Source organism: Methylobacterium sp., assembly GCF_019745455.1.
Classification (GTDB): Bacteria; Pseudomonadota; Alphaproteobacteria; order Rhizobiales; family Beijerinckiaceae; genus Methylobacterium.
Genome location: NZ_JAIETD010000068.1, coordinates 44149 through 63695, shown reverse-complemented (window position 1 = coordinate 63695; position 19547 = coordinate 44149). Strand labels below are relative to the sequence as shown.

Sequence of the window (19547 nt, the reverse complement as noted above, 5' to 3'; positions counted from 1 at the left end):
CTTTTTCGTGGCGAAAGCCCAGCGTTGCCGCTTCGATCTCAGAACAGCGCGCCCTGCGCGTCCTCGTCGCTCGATCGCTGCCGGTCGGGCGCGGGAGCGTCCATTCCGGAAGCGCTCCGGTTCGGCGCCCGCACCGGCTCGATCAGATCCGGCTCATCGTGGCGGGCATCGTTGACCCGCGCACTCACCGGATCGAGTGTCAGCCAGTCCTCGGGGCAGGGTCGGCACAGGGACGCAGCCGGGCCGGAATCGAGGCTGCGTGTGTCGAGCCAGGATGCGACGTCGTCGCGCCCGAGAACCGCCGGCATCCGGTCGTGGATGGCGGCAAGCACGCCGTTGGCGCCGGTGGTGACGATGGCCGCGGTATCGACCTCCGAGCCGTCGGGCGACGCCCAGGTCTCCCATAATCCCGCCAGCGCCATCGGCGCCCGATCGGCGCGCTCGATCTTGAAGGGCGTGCGCGTCGCGGCCTTGCCGCTGCCCTCGCGGCGCCATTCGTAGAAGTCGTCGGCGAGAAGGATGCAGCGGCGGTGGCGGAGCGCGCCGCGGAACGACGCCTTCTCCGCCATGGTCTCGCTGCGGGCATTGATGATCAGGGGGAAGTCACGCGGATCCTTCAGCCAGCCGGGCCAGAAACCCCAGCGCATGAGCCGGAAATGCGGCTCCCCGCCCTCGGAGACGACCACCGCCACGGGCTGCGTCGGGGCCACATTGTAGCGCGGCGGGAAGTTCGGCTGCTCCGAGTAGCCGTAGAACTGGCGGAAAATCTCGGGCGCCTGGCGCATGAAGAAGCGACCGCACATGGGCCTAATCCGGTGATGTCAGGTCGCCGCAATGTCTGCGGCCCAAACCTTCGGTCGCCCTGCTCAAAGCCACTTCTTCCATCGAAAGAACACGTAGGGCAGCACCGCGGCCACCACCATCATCACCACCGCCATCGGGTACCCGAAGCGCCAGTCGAGCTCAGGCATCGCCTTGAAGTTCATGCCGTAGACCGAGGCGATGAGGGTCGGTGGCATGAACACCACCGCCATGACCGAGAACAGCTTGATGATGTTGTTCTGCTCGAGGTTCACGAGGCCGAGGGTCGCGTCGAGCAGGAACTGGATCTTCGAGGACAGGAATGTCGCGTGCTCCTCGAGCGACTGAAGATCGCGCAGGGTCGAGCGTACGTCCTCGCGCAGCTCCCGCGGCGCCTTGGCGGTGCGATAGGTCGCCGAGAGCGAGAGAAGTATGCGCTCCATCGAGACCAGGCTCTCGCGCTGCTTCGAGATGAGATCGCCGTGGCGCCCCAATGCCCGGAGGGTGTCCTGCAGGGCCGTGTTGCGGGCGCTCGGGTCCGCCTTCTCCTCGAAGATCTTGCCCGAAAGCCGGTCGATGCGTTCGCCCTGGAGCTGGAGTACGTCGGCGGCGCGGTCGATCACCGTCTCGATGAGCCCGGCCAGGATGGTCTCGCCCGAGGTCGAAACCGAAGGGCCGTTGCCCGTCGCCCGCCCGGCGCGCTGCGTGTACATCCGGAAGGCCTGAGGCTCCTCGTAGCGCACGGTGACGAGGCGGGCGCCCTTCAGGATGAAGGTGATGCCGGCGAGACCCGGCTCCTCGGAGCCGTCGACCTTGCTGAGCACGCGCCCCGTCATGTAGCGGGCGCCGTCCTCGACATAGAGGAGCTCGGACGGCTCGATGTCCTTCATCTCCTCGCGGGTGGGCACCGAGATGCTCATGAACCCCTCGACCTTGAGGTCCTCCTCGCGGGTCGGCCGGACCATGTCGAGCCAGACGGTGTCGTCGGGAATCGGATCCTGCAATTCGAGGGGGCGGCGCTCGAGCAGCATGTGCCCGGCGCCGGCCATGGGCTGATGGATGAAGATCACTTGGCTCTAAGTCTCAGGCGAAGGCCCCTTCGGGCGGTACGCTCGCATCCGGCACGAAGAAGTCCGGTGCAAGAGGGACGCCGGGTGTGACGCGGTATTGTGAGAAGTCCGTGACACCCTGCTCGCTGAGGAAGGTGTCGTCGATGAGGAATTGCCCGGTGATCTCAAGCGACGGCTTCAGGAAGAGTGCGTAGGCGGCGTCGGCGATGATCTGCGGCGTGCGGCTCGCATTGATGAGCATGTCTCCGCCCAGCAGGTTCTTCACGGCGGCCGTGGCGATGGTGGTGCGCGGCCAGAGCGCATTCACGGCGATGCCCTGCTTGCGCAACTCGCCGGCAAGGCCGAGCACGCAGAGCGACATGCCGAACTTCGCCATCGTGTAGGCGAGGTGGGGCGCGAACCACTTCTCCTGCATGTCGAGGGGCGGCGACAGCATCAGGATATGCGGGTTCTCGGCCTTGGCGAGATGCGGAATCGCGTATTTCGACACCATGTAGGTGCCGCGCGTATTGATCTGGTGCATCAGGTCGAAGCGCTTCATCTCGGTATGAGGCGTCGGCGACAGGGAGATCGCGCTGGCATTGTTCACGACGATGTCGATGCCGCCGAAGGTGGCGGCCGTCGTCTCGATGGCCTTGGCGACGCTGTCCTCGTCGCGCACGTCGACGAGGAGCGGCAGGGCGCGCCCGCCGGCCGCCTCGATCTCGGCGGCGGCGGTATGGATGGTGCCTTCAAGCTTCGGATGCGGCGTGCCGGTCTTCGCCGCGATCGCCACGTTGGCTCCGTCGCGGGCGGCGCGCAAGCCGATGGCGAGCCCGATGCCACGGGAGGCGCCGGTGATGAACAGGGTCTTTCCGCGCAAGCTGCCGGTCATGGCGTGTCCTCTCGATCGATCTTGAAGGGCGGCGGCGTTGTGCCGTCCGCGTCGGTGAAGCCGTAGCGGGCGGCAAGGTCGCCCGCGTGAAGGATGAGGCCGGCCTGCGCCGTCACGTCCGGGTCGGCGGCAAGGGCCGTCAGGGCGCGTCCGGCATAGAGGGGGCTCTCGGTGGCGCGATCGGCATGGCCGATGGCGAGGGCGCGCTCGGTGCGCACGAAGCCGGGCGAGAGGCCGAGAGCCGTGACGCCGTAGGGGCGGAGTTCCTGGGCGCAGTCGAAGGCAAGGCGGTTGGTGGTGGCCTTGGCAAGATCGTAGTGGATGTCGCCGAGATAGCCGCCTGCGGTATCGAACGAGACGAAGGCGAGGAGCCCGGCTTTCGCCGAGACCATCGCGGGAGCCACGGCCCTCGCCAGTAGCAAGGCGGGGTAAGGGCCGCTTCCGAAATAGGCCGACAGGGGCTCGGCGGACCGGCGCCAGAACGGCGTGCCCCACTCGGCGCCGTCGGGATAGCGTTCGCCGTCATAGCCCTCGTTGCCGCCCCAGACGCTCGACACGGCGACGTCGATGCGACCGAACCGGCGCAGCATCCAGTGGACGAGCCCGTCGACGGCGCGTTCGCTGGTATGGTCGCAGAGATAATGGTGGCCGCGGCCACCGGCGGCATCGACCTCGCGGGCCGTATCCTCGATGAATTCAGAGCGGCCTTCCGTGCGCTGCCCGGTCTCGCTGGAGCGGGCGGTGACGACGACCGTGGCACCGGCCTCTCCGAGGGCCCTGGCGATGCCGCGCCCGACGCCGCGCGAGGCGCCCGCCACTAGGCAGATCTTCCGGGACAGGTCCGGCGGCGCGGTCATGACCTCGACGGCTTGGATTTCAACAGGAAATTCATGAAGGCGGCCTGAGCCTCCGGTGCCCTCAAGCGCGCCTCGAAGGCGACCGCTTCCGCCTCGAGGGCTGCCGCGACATCGGCCTGGTCGCCCCGGATCAGCGCGCGCGACGCCTTCAGCGACCCGCGCGGCAGTGCGGCGAGCGCAGCGGCCTTGGCCAGCGCGTGCTCCACCAGCATCTCGCTCGGGATCACGGCATTCAGGAGCCCGAGCCGCAACGCCTCGTCGGCGTCGAAGGGCTCAGACAGTAGCAGCAGCTCGGTCGCCTTCAGCAGGCCGACGCGGCGCGGCAGCAGGTAGGACGAGGCCGCCTCCGGCACGAGGCCGAGCTCGACGAAGGGCATCCGGAAGCGCGCTGCCGGGCTCGCATAGACGAGGTCGCAATGGAGCGTCAGGGTCGTGCCGATGCCGACAGCGATCCCGTCCACCGCCGCCACCATGGGCGTCGTGGTGCGGGCGAGCTGGCGGATGAAATGGAGGGCCGGCGCTTCGGTGAAGGGTTTTTGGGCTCCGGCGACGAAGTCGCCGATGTCGTTGCCGGCCGTGAACATGCCCGGCACCCCGGCGAAGACGATTGCGCCGACCTCACCCGATTCGTCCGCCTGTTCCAGGCTCGCCTTCATGGCGTCGTACATCGCGCCGGTCAGGGCATTCTTCTTCTCCGGCCGGGTGAGCCGGATCAGCCGCACGCCGCCGGGTTGGTCTTCGATGGTGACGTGGTCGGACATGAATGCCTCTCGGTCGGTCGTTCTGGCGCAGTTCCCTCCCCGCAGAGGGGAGAGGGAACTGCACTAGCCTCAGCTCGCCAGAGCCAGAGCCGCATCCTGCGTGAAGGCGCCGCCGTCGATGATGCTCTCCTCAAGCCCGCTCGCGGCGGTGAGCAGGTTCTCGGCGAAGAACCGTGCCAAGGCGATGCGGGCGTTAAGCGTCGGGTCTGTCTCCCCGGCCTTGAGGGCGGCGTTCGAGGCGAGTGCGGCTTGCGCGAGGCAGGCGCCGCCCTGTGCCAGGCCGAACAGGCGCAGATACGGCGTCGCGCCGGCCAGCGCGTCGTCGGGCCGGTTCGAGGCGAGGGCCTTCATCTGGAAGCTGGTCGCCCGGTCGAGGCTCTCGATCCCGGCGCGCAGGCGAGCGGCCATGGTGCCGAAGGCCGGCGCGGCCTCCTTGACCAGCGCTTCGGCGACCCGGCGCATGCCGGCGATCTGGGCCTGTACCGTGGCGCCGCCATTGAGCGGCAGCTTGCGGGTGACGAGGTCGATGGCCTGGATTCCGTTGGTGCCTTCGTAGATCGCCAGGATGCGGGCATCGCGCATGTGCTGGGCGGCGCCTGTCTCCTCGACGAAGCCCATGCCGCCGTGGATCTGCACGCCGAGCGACGTGACTTCGTTGGCGATGTCGGTGGCGAAGGCCTTCGCCACCGGCGTCAGCAGCGAAGCCCGGTCGTGCCCAGCCTTGCCCTCGGGACCATGGGCGGCGTCGAGCCCCTGCGCCGTGAGGTAGCAGATCGCCCGGGAGGCCGCGGTATAGGCCTTCATGGTCAGCAGCATGCGCTGGACGTCGGCATGGGCGACGATCGGGCTCGCCTCGGTGGCGCCGGGGCCCCTGCCCTGCCGGCGGTCGCGGGCATAGGCCAGCGCCTGTTGGTAGGCCCGCTCGGAGATTCCGACGCCCTGCAGCCCGACATTGAGCCGGGCCGAGTTCATCATCGTGAACATGCAGGCAAGGCCGCGGTTCTCCTCGCCGATCAGCCAGCCGACGGCGCCGCCATTGTCGCCGAAGGCCATCGAGCAGGTCGGCGAGCCGTGGATGCCGAGCTTGTGTTCGATGCCTGAGCAGCGAAGGTCGTTGCGCGTCCCGTCCGGCAGCACCTTCGGCACCAGGAACAGCGAGATGCCACGGGTGCCGGCCGGCGCATCCTTGAGGCGGGCAAGTACGAGGTGGATGATGTTATCGGTCAGATCATGCTCGCCGTAGGTGATGTAGATCTTCGAGCCCGTGATCCGGTAGCTGCCGTCCCCTGCGGGCTCGGCCCGGCTTCGCAGGAGCGAAAGGTCGGAGCCGGCCTGCGGCTCGGTGAGATTCATGGTCGCGGTCCACTCGCCCGAGACGAGCTTGCCGAGGTAGCGGTCCTTCAGCTCGGCCGAACCGTGCTGCGCGAGCGCCTCGATTCCGCCGGCGGTGAGAAGCGGGCACAGGCCGAAGCTGAGGCTGCCGGCGTTCCACATCTCGTTGCAAGCGGCATTGAGAAGGAGCGGCAGGCCCTGGCCGCCATGGTCGGGATCGGCAGAGAGGCCGTTCCAACCGCCCTCGGTCCAGGTCCGGTAGGCCTCGCGCCAGCCCGGCGGCGTGGTGATGGCGCCGTCCTTCAGCGGCGTACCGTGCCTGTCGCCGATCGTGTTGAGCGGCGCGATCACCGAATCGGCGACGCGGCCGGCCTCATGCAGGATCGCCTCGGCATCCTCCGCCGTCAGGTCGCCATAGAGGCCTGAGGCGATACCAGCATCGAGCCCCGCCACGTGACGCAGAGTGAAGGCCATCTCGGCCACCGGCGTGCGATAGGACATCGGATCTCCTCCCACGTCGTCTCGATGCGACGCTTCCGCTAAAGCCCGGAACCTTGCGGATGTTTGACGCGCGCCTTCGTGCGACGCACATCCATACGACTGCAGGCCCCAGCCGTCACGATGAGAGATAGTTTATATATGAACCATCTCGGGTCAATCCCCGGCGGGATGGCGACCCTCCGTCTCGCTGCCGACGGGGATGGGATCGCCGAAGGTGCGCGCCTGCTCGCGGCCGGACTGCTCGTCGCCCTCCCCACCGAGACGGTCTACGGGCTCGGCGCCGACGCCACGGATGCGCGGGCGGTGGCGGCGGTCTTTTCCGCAAAAGAGCGGCCGCGCTTCAATCCTCTCATCGCTCACGTGGCGAACCTCGACGCGGCCAAGCGCGAGGGCCTGTTCGACCGGGCGGCCCTGGCCCTGGCAGAGGCTTTCTGGCCCGGGCCGCTCACCCTCGTGGTGCCGGCGAGCGAGCACGGAACGGTCTGCGAGCTTGCCCGCGCCGGTCTGCCGAGCGTTGCCCTCAGGATCCCGGGATCGGAGATCGCCCGCAGGCTACTTGCCGATTTCGGGCGCCCCGTGGCGGCGCCGTCCGCCAACCGCTCCGGCCGGGTCAGCCCGACCTCCGCCGCCCATGTCCTGGCCGACCTCGACGGCCGCATCGCCGCGATCATCGATGGCGGGCCGGCCCCCGTGGGGGTCGAGTCGACGGTGGTGGCGTGCCTCGGCGGGCGCCCGAGGCTACTGCGGCCCGGGGGCGTCACCCGCGAGGCGATCGAACAAGTGCTCGGATCTCATCTTGCCGGACCGAAGGGCGTTCCAACTGCAGGACCGCTCTCACCGGGAATGCTGGCCTCGCACTACGCCCCGCGCGCCAGCGTCCGCCTCGACGCCGTCTCGATCGCGCCCGGCGAGGCAGCCCTTCTGTTCGGCAAGAACCGGCCATCGGGCGTCGAGGAGGCGGTGGCCGACATCGACCTCAGTCCCTCGGGCGATCTCGCCGAGGCGGCGGCGGGGCTGTTCGCGGCCCTGCGCCGGCTCGACGCCTCTGGAGCCGCCACCATCGCGGTGGTCCCGATCCCTCGCAGCGGCCTCGGCGAGGCGATCAACGATCGGCTCGAGCGGGCCGCCGCGCCGCGTTGAAATTTTTCGTCGCGAGGATGCAACCTATCCGGTTCGGGCTCGTTTTCCATTCACGAAGGCCAGTTCAGCCCCCAATGGCCTTTTCCCCTTTAGGCTCGGAGTAATCCGAGCCTTTTTTCTTGGCCGCGTCAGGCGGCGAGCTTCCCGGCGATCGTCGCGACATGGCGGCCCTGGAAGCGGGCGCCGTCGAGCTCCACCGCGCTGGGCTGGCGGCTGCCGTCGCCCCCGGCGATCGTCGAGGCGCCGTAGGGCGTGCCGCCCTTGACCTCGTCGACTCCCCCCTGGCCCTGGAACGAGTAGGGCAGACCCACGATGACCATCCCGTGGTGCAGAAGCACCGTGTGGAAGCTCGTCAGGGTGGTCTCCTGGCCGCCATGCTGGCTGCCGGTCGAGGTGAACACCGAGCCGACCTTGCCGACGAGGGCGCCCTTCATCCAGAGACCGCCGGTCTGGTCGATGAACTGCTTCATCTGCGCGGCCATGTTGCCGTAGCGGGTCGGGGTTCCGAAGATGATCGCGTCGTACTCGGCGAGTTCGTCGACCGTGGCGATCGGCGCCTGCTGATCGAGCTTGTAGTGAGACTGGCGGGCGACCTCCTCGGGCACCAGTTCCGGCACCCGCTTCACCGCAACCTCCGCTCCCGCCTCGCGAGCACCCTCGGCCGCCGCATGGGCCATCTGCTCCACGTGACCCCAGGACGAGTAGTACAGCACCAGAACCTTCGCCATCGTTCGATCTCCGTCGGTGAACCGATGAGGCCGCATCACGATGCGGCCCTCCGCGAGCGTCGATATCGCTCGCGCTAACCCTTGCGGAAATGCCCTAGCTTGCAAGATGGTGTTTGCGTTGGTGCAAGGAGCTGAGCCATGCGGCCTCGATCGTCACACCGCCGATGAGCTTGGCCTGGGACGACTTCCGTCTCGTCAAGGCGATCGCCGATCGGGGTGGCCTGACGCGGGCGGCCGAGAGCCTCGGAATCAACCATTCGACGGCGTTCCGGCGCCTCGCCGCCATCGAGGTCGCGGTGGAGACCAAGCTGTTCGAGCGCCTCCGCGGCGCCTATGCGCCGACGACAGCCGGTCTCGCGATGATCGAGGCGGCCGGGAGGATGGAGAGCGACGTCGCTCAATTCACCCGTGAATCGGCGGGGCGCTCCGTCGAGCCGGCGGGCGATCTGCGCATCACCGCTCCGGCAGGGCTCGTCGCCGGGCTGCTGATGCCGATCCTGGCCGATTTCTCCGCCGCTCATCCGCGGATCCGCCTCGATGTCGTCGCGTCCGACGAGGCGCTCAACCTGTCCCGCCGGGACGCCGACGTGGCGATCCGAGCGACCGATCATCCTCCCGCAACCTTGGTCGGGCGGCGGCTCGCCGCGATTCCATGGGCCGTCTACGGACTCGCCGAGCATGTCGGCGTGCCGCTCCCCGACTGCTCATGGATCTGCCCGACGGACAGCGTCGGGGACGGGCGTTTTGCACGTTTCGTGAAGTCTCAGACGGCGCCTGACCGCGTGGTGTTGCGCCTCAACACTCTCACGGGCTTGCGCGAAGCGATCGAAGCCGGTTTCGGTGTCGGGCCGCTTCCGTGCTGGGATGCATCCGGTCGGCCGCTCCTCGTCCAGCTGTCCGAGCCGATACCGGAACTGACCGCCAGCCTATGGCTCCTGACCCATCCCGACCTGCGCCAGGCGGCGCGGGTGCGTGCCTTCATGGATCACGTGGCGGAGGCGTTCGTCGCCATGCGTCCCGCTCTGGAGGCGCTCAACGGATAGCGATGATGGCGATCTCGTGCCCGTTCACCGTCACGGAATCGCCGGCTACCTTGCCGGTGAGGGCGCGTGCCATCGGCGAGACATAGGCGATCGACCCTGTAGCGGGATCGGCCTCGTCCTCGCCGACGATGCGATAGGTCTGCCGCGCTCCGTCCTCGCGCTCGATCTCGACGGTCGAGCCAAAGCGGATGTCGTCGCTGCCTACCGGTTCGACGAGTTCCGCCGAGCCGAGCCGTGCGGTCCAGTAGTGGAGGTCGCGGGTAACGCGGGCCGTGTCGGCCTTCGCGTCGGGCGTCAGGGAAGCGAACTCCCGTTGCAGCCGCGCGACCTCGGCCTCGATCTGAGCGAGGCTCTCCGGCGTGACGAAATTGGTGTGGGGAGAGATCGGGCGGTCGGGGAGATCCTCGAAGGCTTCTCCCCCCTCCTTCTCGCGAACAAAAGCCTGGCTCATGTCGCGTCAAGTCGCGGCGCCGGCTGAGGTTCCTGACGCCTCAGGCCACCGTCACCACGGTGCGGCCCCGGACGCGGCCGGCCAGGATCTCCTCGGCCGTTCGCTTCACCTCCGACAGCGGCACCTCGGTGGTCATGCTGCTCAGTTTCCGAAGATCGAGCTCCCGTGCCAGTCGCGCCCAGGCTTCGCGGCGCTTGGGCTGCGGTGTGGTCACGCTGTTGATGCCGAGGAGCGAGACGCCGCGCAGGATGAAGGGCGCCACCGAGGTCGGCAGGTCCATTCCCTGGGCCAGGCCGCAGGCCGCCACGGCTCCGTCAGCTTTGGTCGAGGCGAGGACATTGGCCAGCGTCGTCGAGCCGACCGCGTCGATGGCGGCCGCCCAGCGCTCCTTGACGAGGGGCTTGCCCGGCTGGCCGAGTTCGGCCCGGTCGATGATCTCGGAGGCGCCGAGGTCGCGCAGGTACTCTGCCTCCTCGCCGGCCCGTCCGGTGGAGGCAACGACGTTCCAGCCGGCGCCGGCCAGCAATGCCACCGCCACCGAGCCGACACCGCCGGATGCGCCGGTGACCAAGGCAGGCCCCTGCGCCGAATTCACGCCGTGCTTCTCGAGCGCCATCAGGCAGAGCATCGCGGTGTAGCCGGCGGTCCCGATCGCCATCGCCTGCGCTGCGCTCAAGCCCTCGGGCAGCGGCACGAGCCAGTCGCCCTTCACCCGCGCCTTCTCGGCATAGGCGCCGAGATGGGTCTCGCCGACACCCCAGCCGGTCAGCACGACCATGTCACCCGGCTTGTATTCGGGGTGGTCCGATGCTTCGACGATGCCGGAGAAGTCGATGCCGGGGATCATCGGAAAGCGCCGCACCACCGGGGACTTGCCCGTCATCGCGAGCCCGTCCTTGTAATTCACGGTCGAGTGCGTGACCCGGACCGTGACATCGCCGTCCATGAGGTCGGCCTCGTCGAACTCGCCGTAGCTCAGGTTTTGACCGGCCTCGCCCTTGTCGACGATCCATGCCTTGAACTGAGCCATGCGGTCCTCCTCCCGGTCGAGGGGAGGTGTGGCGGCGTCGTCCGGAATCAAGACGGCCCCGGACCGAAGTCGCGGGGGCGCCCATCATCGATCGTTCGATGTCAGTAGCCGTCGTAGATGCTTCCGGTCGAGAAGCCGAGGGCGACGCCGACATCGGCGGAGCTCGCGCCCGTCATGCCGACGGCGTCAGGGATCGAACCGATGCCGAGACCGGCTCGGTGCCCATGACCGTAGTTCCTGTGGCCATAGCCGCCGTAACCTGCGCTGCGATAGCCGCTGCCGTATCCGCGGTGAGGATGGCCATAGCCCGCCCGGCGATAGCTGGGCCTCCCGTGAAGACCCACGCCGCCATTGCCCGGTCCATCGAAGCCATGGAGGCCGACGCCGCCGGCTTCGGGGGCCGGCACCCAGCCGGACCTGGCCGGCTCGACGAGGACGCGGCGGTGAACGCTGGCATATTCGGCCGGAATCGTCTCCGGGATCGATGCGCCGGGCTGGACCAGAACCCTGCGATGGCGGGTGGCGTAACGCGGTGGGATATCGACCCAGCAGCCGACGAGGCCGCCGTGGGGATCATGGCGGGTCTGCCAGACACGGCGTCCCGGCTCGACCAGAACTTGCTCGGCCACCGTGTCGTAGATCGGGGGCGTCGTGCGGTAGACCGTCTCGGCCGGTCGCACGAGGACTCGTTCGGAAACCGAACCGTAGACCGGCGGCGTCGAGACGTGGCGGTAGCATTCGGCTCCCGCGCAGCCGGCCTGAGCCGCTGTCGTGAGCATCATCGCGACGAATGCGGCGGCAAGTGCTGAAGAGATTTGAGCGACCGGCGCGGCCATCATGGATTCCCCGAACTTGAATTTCTTGACGACAAGATTGCGTCGCTGATCAGCGAACATCTCAATCGATCAAAAGCAGCCAAGTTGCGCCGGGCGCAAGTTTAATCGAAAACTAAGGTAAAATTAACCAGGTATGAAAACTACGTATGTTCGAAATTACTTAGGTAAATGGTTATGCTTTAGCGCGGTACGGGTCTCTTTTGCTCGGAAGCGCGCGCGAACGTGATTGCCCTTTCTGATGGCTGCGAGCGTTCGCGCTCGGTTGTCCTGGGCGACGAACGCCCTGCCGCCAGCTGGTGAGCCTTGGAACGGGTCGAGACCCTGTTTGAGGGTCGACCGTTCGTGACGTTCACTGATCCCCGGTTTGTGAAGGTCGAGTCGGCACGCAAGCAACGTGACGACGAACGCGTCGGGCTCCGACATGGCCTGACGTTGACGGAACGTCAGGCCATCCTTCGCCTCGGGGCATTCGACGAGGATCAGGTTTGACCGCGCTTGAGCGAGTAGAAGATGTGCCGGCCGATGACGTCCATCTTCTTGAGGCGCCGCGACCAGCCGGGACGAACATAATCCGCGTGGTAGTGGGTCGCGCCGCCGACCTCGCTCAGATATGTCCGTCCTTCGATCACCGCCTTGGCGATTCGGCTGGCGCTTTGCCAGGACGGTCCATCGCTGATTCTCAGCGACTTGCCTTCGCAGGCGAAGGAGAATTGGCAGCCCATGTAGCGGTGCCGGTTCTGGTAGACGACGCCGCAGACATTGGTGGGATAGAGGCCGCTCTTCACCCGGTTGAGCACGACCTGCGCCACGGCGGCTTGGCCCTCCTCGGGCTCGCTGCGCGCCTCGAAATAGACCGCCTCAGCGAGGCAACGCTGCTCCTTGTCGAGCGCCTCGGGTTCGATCAGGTCGGCATAGCGATGGCGCGCATTGTCCGGCACCGTCCTTTCGGGCTCCGGAGAAACGGTCGCTTGCGGAGCGGGCAGGTTCGCGTCGGCGACCTCCACCGGTGTCGCGTCTGCAGGAGCGGGAGTCGTCGACGAGAGGGCGACCGCGCGAGGAATCGTTGGTGTCGAACCATCATGCGCCATGTCGGCCTCAACTGTGCCCGCCGATGAACCGAGCCCGAGTTCAGCCGTCGGGACGAAGCCGAGTTCCCGCGAGTCGTCCTGGTTCCACATCGCCGAGCCCGGAGCCATGATGCCGGTGACCCGGCCCGATGCTGCGTCTCCAAAGAGCGATGCGCCTCCGTCGCTCAAGACGCGCGCCGCTCGTGCGAAACTCGGGCCCGGTGGCACCGCCGCATCTCCTTTTCCACTCCGATTCGGCTCGGGAAAGACCGTCGCGACCGTGAATCTCGACTTGAGGTCGCCGCGTGGGGAGGTATGGCCCGTACGGTCCCATGGCATGTCGCTGGCACCGATGAGGGCGGCGCCCGGGGGAAGCGATGGCGCAATCCGTGTTGAAAGCTGCGGCACCGCGCTCGCGCCGAGGGAGGTGTCGGTTCCGGCCGTCGCGGTGATTGAGACGAGCAGGCCGAGCCCCGCCGCCCATGGCGTGACGGAGGCAGCCAACCAACCGCCCGGACCGTACCGTTTTGACCGCCGATCACCCACGCTGAACCGACCCGCCCTGACCATTGGATTGCCTGTCCGCCCCTACGTGAGGCGCCCAGACCATGATGGTTGCCGGTTATGGTTGCGGGGCAGTTAAGCGCGCTTCAGATCGAACAAGCACGACCGTGCCGTTTCGGTGCAGGCGCATACCTCGGGACAGCTGGTTCGGCGACGGCGGAAAGCTCTACAGCGCTCCTGGGCGTCCATGGGTGGCAGCGATTGCCGAAATCAACCCCTTGAGCCCATCGCCCTGACTTCCGGCGATGCGCTCGGCATCCGCCCCGCTTTGGGTTGCAACCGCGAAGACGAGCAACATGCCGGCTGTCGCTGCGCCCACCCCGCCGACGAGCCACAGAGAGACCTTTTGGAAAGATCGCGCAAGGGGAACGGAGATGGCGTCGTCGAGGAAGAGCGGTGGCTGGCTGGGATCGTTCATGGCCATCGTTCCCGCGCGTTGCTGCCGCCTCGCACCGGTCGCCGGCGACCTTGCTGCGTTGGATCGGCACTAGCACTCAACGTGCCGGACCGACATCGGTTCTCTGTCGGTCGCGATTTTTATCATCGCTTTTTCCCCAAGCGCCTTGTTCGTCTTGCCGCGACTCATCGATCCTTACGTCCTTTCGGATGAGCATAGATCAATCTCGCAGACGCGCAGGCATGACGAGCTAATTTCAGATTTCTTTGCCTGGTATAGACGTCGACCGGCAGATCCGCTGCGATCAGGCCAAATCGACCATTCGATTCATGGTCTCGGCTCTGTGGTCGAACGGCGTCGTCGCGTGCTGGGTCATTCTGATCTTGTGGTCGAAGATCCCCGCAGCCGTCCTTTTCTCTTGCCTAGGCATCATCTTGCTCGTGACCGCAGGGCGCTATCTCCTGTTCGTCACGCCAACAGGACGGTTGCGTACGAGCATCGATCTGAAAACGTCCTTCATATGCAGGAAAGAGTGCGGGCCGCCAGCGCCTGTGCTGCTTCGACTCGTCACTTCAGGATGTCGTCGCCGTGCGCCGGGACGTCTAGCTCGACCTGTCCAAAGCCCTTGCCGGCTTTGCAATCCTGGTCTGGTGCCAACCCCGGGTCATCCTTGCCGACCGTTCGATCGTGGGCGACGAACTCCTGATCCGCTGGAAGCATGAGCGTCATGGTTGGATCAGCCCGCCGGACATCGTCGCGGCCGCGCGCTCGACCCACCAATCCGAAGCCTTCACCCTTCACATCGCCGCCGAAGCCTGCCGCCTGATCCGCGATCTCCGCAACCGCGGTAACGGGGACGTGATCGTCGCCGTCAACGTCTCGCCTCAGGAATTGGGGCTCCATCCCCTCGCGGGCTGCGTCGCTGAGACTTTGGCCGCCTTCGATGTGTCGCCCGCGTGTCTGGAGATCGAGATCACCGAGGATCCCGCCATCGCGGGCAACGCCGCTATCGGCGAGGTCCAGCTCTCTTTGCCCTCGGATTCCGCATCGTGATTGATGATCCCGCCGCCAGCTATTCCTCCCTTGCCTCCCTAAGAACGTTGCGGGTCGAACGGATCAAGATCGACCGGGGCTTCGTCACCGATAGTGAACGACGCGAGGGCGACCGCAGCCTGGTCCAGGCCATCCTGGGGATCGGCCCGCTGGGCATCGAGTTGGTGACAGAGGGCGTCGAAGGCGCCGAGGAGGCACTCCTCCTCGCGCGCTGCGGTTGCCGCGTGGTGCAGGGTTACTACTTCGCCCGCCCGATGCCGCAGCCCGATCTCGATGCCTGGATCCGAGCGGCTGATGCCAGGACGTCGTCTTTTGAGACAAGCGTTCGGCCCCACGAAACCCGCGCGGACATCGGGACCACCTGAATGACCCTGCGAGCGCCTCAGTTTTCGCCGGCGAGAGCTGCCTGAGCAGCGGCAAGCCTCGCGATCGGCACCCGATAGGGCGAGCACGACACGTAATCGAGCCCAACCGACTGGCAGAACGCGATCGATGACGGATCGCCGCCGTGCTCACCGCAGATGCCGAGCTTGATGTCCGGCCGCACCGCTCGGCCGCGCTCGACGCCGATCCGGACGAGTTCGCCGACGCCCTCACGGTCTATGGAGATGAAGGGGTCTGCCGAGAGGATGCCGCGCTGCGTGTAGGCGCCCAGGAAAGTCGAGGCGTCGTCACGCGAGATGCCGAGGGCCGTCTGGGTCAAGTCGTTGGTTCCGAACGAGAAGAACTCGGCGGTCTTGGCGATGTCACCGGCTCGCAGAGCCGCACGCGGCAACTCGATCATCGTGCCGACCTGGTAATCGAGGGTACTGCCCGTCTCGGCTGTGACCGCCTTTGCCATGGCGTCGATACTCGCCTTGACGAGATCGAACTCCATCTGGGTGAAGACGAGCGGCACCATCACCTCCGGAGTCACCGGCTGCCCGGTCTCCTTGGCAGCCTGTACGGCAGCCTCGAAGATCGCGCGCGCCTGCATCTCGGCGATCTCGGGAAATGCGATGGCGAGGCGGCAGCCTCGGAAGCCGAGCATCGGGTTGAACTCGTGCAGCTCGGTCATGCGCCGGCGCAGCTTGTCCTCCGAGACGCCGGTGCTCGCGGAGACGTCCCGAACCTCCTCGTCGGTATGCGGCAGGAACTCGTGCAGCGGCGGGTCGAGCAGCCGGATCGTCACGGGAAGGCCCGACATGATCGTGAAGAGCTCGACGAAGTCCTGGCGCTGGTAGGGCAGGATCTTCGCGAGCGCTGCCCGACGGCCTTCCGCATCGTCAGCGAGGATCATCTCGCGCACTGCAACGATGCGATCCCCCTCGAAGAACATGTGCTCGGTACGACACAAACCGATCCCCTCCGCACCGAAGTTGCGTGCGGCGCGGGCATCGGTGGGGGTGTCCGCGTTGGCGCGGATCTTCATGGTGCGGACCTTGTCGGCCCAGCCCATCAGCGTCGCGAACTCGCCTGACAGCGAGGGCTCCAGCATCGCCACCTCGCCGAGCAGGACCTGGCCGGTCGAGCCATCGATGGTGATCTTGTCGCCGGCCTTCAGGGTGGTCCCGCCAACCGAGAGCGTTCCCGCCTTGTAGTCGACGCGGATCGAGCCCACGCCCGAGACGCAGGGTTTGCCCATGCCGCGGGCGACGACCGCCGCGTGGCTCGTCATGCCGCCGCGGGTGGTGAGGATTCCCTCCGAGGCGTGCATCCCGTGGATGTCCTCTGGGCTCGTCTCGACCCGCACCAGGATGCACTTGCGCTCGGCCTTCCGCGCAGCCTCCGCGTCCTCGGAGTTGAAGACGATCTCGCCAGTCGCTGCTCCCGGGGAGGCCGGAAGCCCGGAAGCGATGATCTTGCGCTCGGCTTTGGGGTCGATGGTCGGGTGCAGAAGCTGGTCGAGGGCCGCGGGCTCGATCCGGCCGATCGCCTCTTCCTGGGTGATCAAGCCTTCGGCGGCGAGGTCCACTGCGATGCGCAGGGCTGCCTTTGCCGTGCGCTTGCCGTTGCGGGTCTGGAGCATCCAGAGCTTTCCGCTCTCGATGGTGAACTCCATGTCCTGCATGTCGCGGTAATGGGTCTCGAGGAGCCCATAGATCCGCACGAGCTCGGCATAGGAGTCGGGCATCGCCCGCTCCATCGAGGGCTTATCGGATTTGGCCTCGATCCTGGCCTTCTCGGTGATGTCCTGCGGCGTGCGGATGCCGGCGACGACGTCCTCGCCCTGCGCGTTGATCAGGAACTCGCCGTAGAGCGCCTTCTCGCCGGTGGAGGGATTGCGCGTGAAGGCGACGCCGGTTGCCGAGGTGTCGCCCATATTGCCGAACACCATGGCCTGAACGTTCACCGCCGTGCCCCAGCTCTCGGGGATGGCATTGAGCTCGCGGTACTTCTTGGCCCGCGGGATCATCCAGGAGTTGAACACGGCGCCGATGGCGCCCCAGAGCTGATCCTGGGCGCCCTGCGGGAAGTCCGAGCCGTGCTCGTCTCGGACGATCTTCTTGTAGACCCCGACGAGATGCTTCCAGTCCTCGGCTCCGAGTTCGGTGTCGAGGCTGACGCCCTTTCCTTCCTTATAGTGCTCCAGCGCCTCCTCGAAGGCGTGGTGCTCCACGCCGAGCACGACGTTCGAGTACATCGTGATGAAGCGGCGGTAGGAATCGTAGGCGAAGCGCGGGTCTCCGGCACCCTTGGCCAACGCCTCGACGGTGACGTCGTTCAGCCCAAGGTTGAGTACAGTGTCCATCATGCCCGGCATAGAGGCACGAGCACCGGAGCGAACGGAGACCAGGAGAGGATTCTCAGGGTCGCCGAAGCCGCGCCCGGTCAGCTTGCCGATGGCTTCGAGGGCTGCCTCGACCTCGGCCTTCAGCTCCGGCGGATACTCGCGGCCATGGTCGTAGTACCAGGTGCAGACCTCGGTCGTGATGGTGAAGCCGGGGGGCACCGGAAGGCCCAGATTCGACATCTCGGCGAGGTTCGCTCCCTTGCCGCCCAATAGGTTGCGCATCGACGACTGGCCCTCGGCCTTGCCGTCGCCGAAGGAGTAGACCCACTTCGCCATCGTTCGCCCATCCGCTCGTACGAGGTCCGTTGCAGGAAATCCGGGGCTCGCGCGATACGCGTTTCAGTCGAGCACCGGAGAAGATCCAGAGTCGTGTTCGACCATGTCCCGCTGCAACGCAAGATGAACGGCCGTCACGCCGTCTAGAGCCGTGACGATCCAGGTTTTCTGTCATCGTACTGTGCGCCCCGTGCGGCTGTGGTCATGACAGCGCGCGAAACACCCCGAGGCCGATCAGGCCGACGAGGATCAGGTAGATCGCGACGATGAAATTCAGGAGACGCGGCACGATCAGGATCAGGATGCCGGCGGCGAGGGCGATGATCGGCTGCAGATTGGCGATCGTGATGGTCATGAAACGTATCTCCTGGTTGTCGTGGATCGTCTGTCGGCGGGTCTTCGGCGAAAGGCAACGACCGTCGAACGCGGCTATCCACAGATTCCGGTCTGCCTTCGTAAACCCCGGGGAACACCCGTCGCCGGGTCCGGTTCTCGGGTCGAGGGGATGCGTGGCGATTGGATCGCTTCGGCATCGGCAGATTACCCGCCTGACCCGTTCCACCTGGAGGAGACGACAATGGCCGCCAAGGACAAGACCCTGAGCGACGCCTTCTACGAGACCCTGAAGGACGTCTATTACGCTGAGCGCCAGTCGGTGAAGGCTCTCAAGAAGTCGGCTAAAGCGGCGGAATCCGACCAGCTTCGCCAAGCCTTCGAGACGCATGCCGAGGAGAGCGCGCATCAGGTCGAGCGCCTTCAGCAGGTCTTCGAGATCATCGGAAAAACCGCCCGAGGCAAGACCTGCGAGGCGATGCAGGGCCTCTCTGCCGAGATGGAGGAGGACTTGGAGGATTTCCAGGGAAGTCCCGCTGCCGATGCAGTCCTCGTCGGCTGCGCGCAGGCGGTCGAGCATTACGAAATCGCCCGATACGGCACCCTCAAGACCTGGGCTACCCAACTGGGCCACAAGGATGCTGCCAAGCTCCTCGATGAGACGCTTCAGGAGGAGAAGCGAACCGACGAGCTCCTCACGAAGATCGCCCTCAGCATCAACGTCCAGGGTGGGGCGGCCGGTAAGGCAGCCTGATCCGCTAGCGCTTTAGGGAAGATGTGGGCGAGCCACCGGTGGGTGGCTCGCCCTTCTGTTCGCCGTCATCACGTGGCGTCAGACTCGATAGCGGCCGTTGCGCTTTACCAGCACTGTCGTACCTACCGGGACGCGCTCGTAGAGATCGACGACGTCCTCGTTGAGCATGCGGACGCAGCCGGACGACATCTGTTCGCCGATGCTCCAAGGCTCGTTGGTTCCGTGAATGCGGAATAGGATGTCGCGGCCACCCTGGTGAAGATAGAGGGCACGAGCTCCAAGCGGGTTGTCGACACCGCCTTTGAGGGTGCGCGGCAGATCCGGGTTGAGGGACACCATCGTCGTGGTCGGTCTCCAATCAGGCCAGGTGCCTTTTCGTCCGACCGTCGCCTGCCCCTTCCAGGAGAAGCCGAGCTTTCCTACTCCGATGCCATACTGGATTGCGCTGCCGTCCTCCTGAACCAGCGCAAGCTGGCGGTTGTCGATGTCGACCACGATGGTACCCGGCCGCTCCGGTCCGGTATAGCGCACGATCTGGCGTCGATATTTCGGATCGAGCCTGTTGGTGTCCACCAGGGGAACGTCGTGCGGCTTGTCCGCCATTGTCCCGATGTACCAGGCCGACTCGTCGTCCTGCGCCGTGGTGGCGACAGGGCCTCGCGTATTGCAGGCGGCAAGAGGTGCGATCACCACCGCGGCAGCGATCGCGAGGAGAGTCCGTCGGGTATTCATGCGGGTGGTCATTGGCTTGCCCGGCATCGGAAAGGACTGCATCATGCCACTGACTATCCCCTCCCCCGGCTGACAGATGTGACTTTTGCGCCTCAGGCGGTTCGGCATTCGCATCTGGAGGACAAGCGGGATGGGCTCGCGGCAGGATTGTCACGGGCGTATCGTGCATTCCAG

20 protein-coding genes are annotated in these 19547 nt (G+C 66.5%); 5 read left to right on the top strand and 15 right to left on the bottom strand.

From position 1 onward, the window contains the following. Positions 1 to 38 precede the first annotated feature (38 nt). The 6 genes from K2Y56_RS15570 to K2Y56_RS15545 form a co-directional block, all read right to left on the bottom strand. A complete protein-coding gene (locus K2Y56_RS15570; protein WP_292509259.1) occupies positions 39 to 803 on the bottom strand; it encodes an SOS response-associated peptidase in 765 nt (254 codons plus the stop codon). 63 nt (positions 804 to 866) lie between these two features. After that, positions 867 to 1871: a magnesium transporter CorA family protein gene (locus K2Y56_RS15565; protein ID WP_292509256.1), complete on the bottom strand. Its 1005-nt coding sequence runs from the start codon at positions 1869 to 1871 to the stop codon at positions 867 to 869. 13 nt (positions 1872 to 1884) lie between these two features. Beyond that, positions 1885 to 2745, bottom strand: a complete 861-nt coding sequence (locus tag K2Y56_RS15560; RefSeq protein WP_292509252.1) for an NAD(P)-dependent oxidoreductase — start codon at positions 2743 to 2745, stop codon at positions 1885 to 1887. Further along, on the bottom strand, positions 2742 to 3602 hold the full coding sequence (locus K2Y56_RS15555; RefSeq protein WP_292509250.1) for an SDR family NAD(P)-dependent oxidoreductase: 861 nt from the start codon (positions 3600 to 3602) through the stop codon (positions 2742 to 2744). The genes K2Y56_RS15560 and K2Y56_RS15555 overlap by 4 nt, the downstream gene beginning before the upstream one ends. Beyond that, a complete protein-coding gene (locus tag K2Y56_RS15550; protein ID WP_292509247.1) occupies positions 3599 to 4363 on the bottom strand; it encodes an enoyl-CoA hydratase-related protein in 765 nt (254 codons plus the stop codon). The genes K2Y56_RS15555 and K2Y56_RS15550 overlap by 4 nt, the downstream gene beginning before the upstream one ends. Positions 4364 to 4432: 69 nt before the next feature. Further along, positions 4433 to 6196: an acyl-CoA dehydrogenase gene (locus tag K2Y56_RS15545; protein WP_292509244.1), complete on the bottom strand. Its 1764-nt coding sequence runs from the start codon at positions 6194 to 6196 to the stop codon at positions 4433 to 4435. Positions 6197 to 6334: 138 nt separating this feature from the next. Between K2Y56_RS15545 and K2Y56_RS15540 the strand changes: the two genes are divergently transcribed. Beyond that, positions 6335 to 7336 carry an L-threonylcarbamoyladenylate synthase gene (locus tag K2Y56_RS15540; protein WP_292509242.1) on the top strand — a complete coding sequence of 334 codons (1002 nt, stop codon included), beginning with the start codon at positions 6335 to 6337 and terminating at the stop codon, positions 7334 to 7336. Between the two features lie 128 nt (positions 7337 to 7464). Here K2Y56_RS15540 and wrbA read toward each other — a convergent pair whose 3' ends face one another. Continuing rightward, on the bottom strand, positions 7465 to 8064 hold the full coding sequence (wrbA, locus tag K2Y56_RS15535) for an NAD(P)H:quinone oxidoreductase (RefSeq protein WP_292509239.1): 600 nt from the start codon (positions 8062 to 8064) through the stop codon (positions 7465 to 7467). 164 nt (positions 8065 to 8228) lie between these two features. Here wrbA and K2Y56_RS15530 point away from each other — a divergent pair, with 164 nt between their 5' ends. Next, a complete protein-coding gene (locus K2Y56_RS15530; RefSeq protein ID WP_292509236.1) occupies positions 8229 to 9107 on the top strand; it encodes a LysR family transcriptional regulator in 879 nt (292 codons plus the stop codon). Here K2Y56_RS15530 and greA read toward each other — a convergent pair. The 5 genes from greA to K2Y56_RS15505 form a co-directional block, all read right to left on the bottom strand. Continuing rightward, on the bottom strand, positions 9097 to 9558 hold the full coding sequence (greA, locus tag K2Y56_RS15525; protein ID WP_292509234.1) for a transcription elongation factor GreA: 462 nt from the start codon (positions 9556 to 9558) through the stop codon (positions 9097 to 9099). The genes K2Y56_RS15530 and greA overlap by 11 nt on opposite strands. A gap of 40 nt (positions 9559 to 9598) precedes the next feature. Continuing rightward, positions 9599 to 10588, bottom strand: a complete 990-nt coding sequence (locus K2Y56_RS15520) for an MDR family oxidoreductase (RefSeq protein ID WP_292509231.1) — start codon at positions 10586 to 10588, stop codon at positions 9599 to 9601. A 101-nt stretch (positions 10589 to 10689) separates the two neighbouring features. Then, positions 10690 to 11424, bottom strand: a complete 735-nt coding sequence (locus K2Y56_RS15515) for a hypothetical protein (protein ID WP_292509315.1) — start codon at positions 11422 to 11424, stop codon at positions 10690 to 10692. Positions 11425 to 11903: 479 nt separating this feature from the next. Beyond that, positions 11904 to 12995, bottom strand: a complete 1092-nt coding sequence (locus tag K2Y56_RS15510; RefSeq protein WP_292509229.1) for a cell wall hydrolase — start codon at positions 12993 to 12995, stop codon at positions 11904 to 11906. A gap of 226 nt (positions 12996 to 13221) precedes the next feature. After that, on the bottom strand, positions 13222 to 13473 hold the full coding sequence (locus tag K2Y56_RS15505) for a hypothetical protein (RefSeq protein ID WP_292509225.1): 252 nt from the start codon (positions 13471 to 13473) through the stop codon (positions 13222 to 13224). A 591-nt stretch (positions 13474 to 14064) separates the two neighbouring features. On the opposite strand from K2Y56_RS15505, the gene K2Y56_RS15500 reads away from it, so the two are divergent. Both K2Y56_RS15500 and K2Y56_RS15495 read left to right on the top strand, forming a co-directional pair. Continuing rightward, complete coding sequence (locus K2Y56_RS15500; RefSeq protein ID WP_292509312.1) at positions 14065 to 14505, top strand: EAL domain-containing protein; 441 nt, start codon at positions 14065 to 14067, stop codon at positions 14503 to 14505. Next, on the top strand, positions 14502 to 14870 hold the full coding sequence (locus tag K2Y56_RS15495; protein ID WP_292509222.1) for an EAL domain-containing protein: 369 nt from the start codon (positions 14502 to 14504) through the stop codon (positions 14868 to 14870). Before K2Y56_RS15500 ends, K2Y56_RS15495 begins: the two co-directional genes overlap by 4 nt. Positions 14871 to 14887: 17 nt before the next feature. On the opposite strand, the gene ppdK is transcribed toward K2Y56_RS15495, so the two are convergent. Both ppdK and K2Y56_RS15485 read right to left on the bottom strand, forming a co-directional pair. Continuing rightward, positions 14888 to 17554 (bottom strand): pyruvate, phosphate dikinase, encoded by a 2667-nt coding sequence (gene ppdK / locus K2Y56_RS15490; protein WP_292509218.1) that lies wholly within the window; start codon positions 17552 to 17554, stop codon positions 14888 to 14890. A 202-nt stretch (positions 17555 to 17756) separates the two neighbouring features. Continuing rightward, positions 17757 to 17909 carry a DUF3096 domain-containing protein gene (locus K2Y56_RS15485; protein ID WP_292509215.1) on the bottom strand — a complete coding sequence of 51 codons (153 nt, stop codon included), beginning with the start codon at positions 17907 to 17909 and terminating at the stop codon, positions 17757 to 17759. A gap of 222 nt (positions 17910 to 18131) precedes the next feature. On the opposite strand from K2Y56_RS15485, the gene K2Y56_RS15480 reads away from it, so the two are divergent. Continuing rightward, positions 18132 to 18641, top strand: a complete 510-nt coding sequence (locus K2Y56_RS15480; RefSeq protein ID WP_292509212.1) for a DUF892 family protein — start codon at positions 18132 to 18134, stop codon at positions 18639 to 18641. Positions 18642 to 18719: 78 nt separating this feature from the next. Here K2Y56_RS15480 and K2Y56_RS15475 read toward each other — a convergent pair whose 3' ends face one another. Then, entirely contained in the window at positions 18720 to 19373 is a 654-nt protein-coding gene (locus tag K2Y56_RS15475) for a L,D-transpeptidase (protein ID WP_292509309.1), read from the bottom strand. Between the last annotated feature and the right edge of the window lie 174 nt (positions 19374 to 19547).

Coding starts and splice junctions, on each gene's coding strand:
- K2Y56_RS15540 (WP_292509242.1), top strand. CDS start 6,335: ATGAACCATCTCGGGTCAATCCCCGGCGGGATGGCGACCCTCCGTCTC.
- wrbA (WP_292509239.1), bottom strand. CDS start 8,064: ATGGCGAAGGTTCTGGTGCTGTACTACTCGTCCTGGGGTCACGTGGAG.
- ppdK (WP_292509218.1), bottom strand. CDS start 17,554: ATGGCGAAGTGGGTCTACTCCTTCGGCGACGGCAAGGCCGAGGGCCAG.
- K2Y56_RS15480 (WP_292509212.1), top strand. CDS start 18,132: ATGGCCGCCAAGGACAAGACCCTGAGCGACGCCTTCTACGAGACCCTG.
- K2Y56_RS15560 (WP_292509252.1), bottom strand. CDS start 2,745: ATGACCGGCAGCTTGCGCGGAAAGACCCTGTTCATCACCGGCGCCTCC.
- K2Y56_RS15550 (WP_292509247.1), bottom strand. CDS start 4,363: ATGTCCGACCACGTCACCATCGAAGACCAACCCGGCGGCGTGCGGCTG.
- K2Y56_RS15570 (WP_292509259.1), bottom strand. CDS start 803: ATGTGCGGTCGCTTCTTCATGCGCCAGGCGCCCGAGATTTTCCGCCAG.
- K2Y56_RS15505 (WP_292509225.1), bottom strand. CDS start 13,473: ATGAACGATCCCAGCCAGCCACCGCTCTTCCTCGACGACGCCATCTCC.
- K2Y56_RS15545 (WP_292509244.1), bottom strand. CDS start 6,196: ATGTCCTATCGCACGCCGGTGGCCGAGATGGCCTTCACTCTGCGTCAC.
- K2Y56_RS15530 (WP_292509236.1), top strand. CDS start 8,229: ATGAGCTTGGCCTGGGACGACTTCCGTCTCGTCAAGGCGATCGCCGAT.
- K2Y56_RS15475 (WP_292509309.1), bottom strand. CDS start 19,373: ATGAATACCCGACGGACTCTCCTCGCGATCGCTGCCGCGGTGGTGATC.
- K2Y56_RS15555 (WP_292509250.1), bottom strand. CDS start 3,602: ATGACCGCGCCGCCGGACCTGTCCCGGAAGATCTGCCTAGTGGCGGGC.
- K2Y56_RS15485 (WP_292509215.1), bottom strand. CDS start 17,909: ATGACCATCACGATCGCCAATCTGCAGCCGATCATCGCCCTCGCCGCC.
- greA (WP_292509234.1), bottom strand. CDS start 9,558: ATGAGCCAGGCTTTTGTTCGCGAGAAGGAGGGGGGAGAAGCCTTCGAG.
- K2Y56_RS15515 (WP_292509315.1), bottom strand. CDS start 11,424: ATGGCCGCGCCGGTCGCTCAAATCTCTTCAGCACTTGCCGCCGCATTC.
- K2Y56_RS15520 (WP_292509231.1), bottom strand. CDS start 10,588: ATGGCTCAGTTCAAGGCATGGATCGTCGACAAGGGCGAGGCCGGTCAA.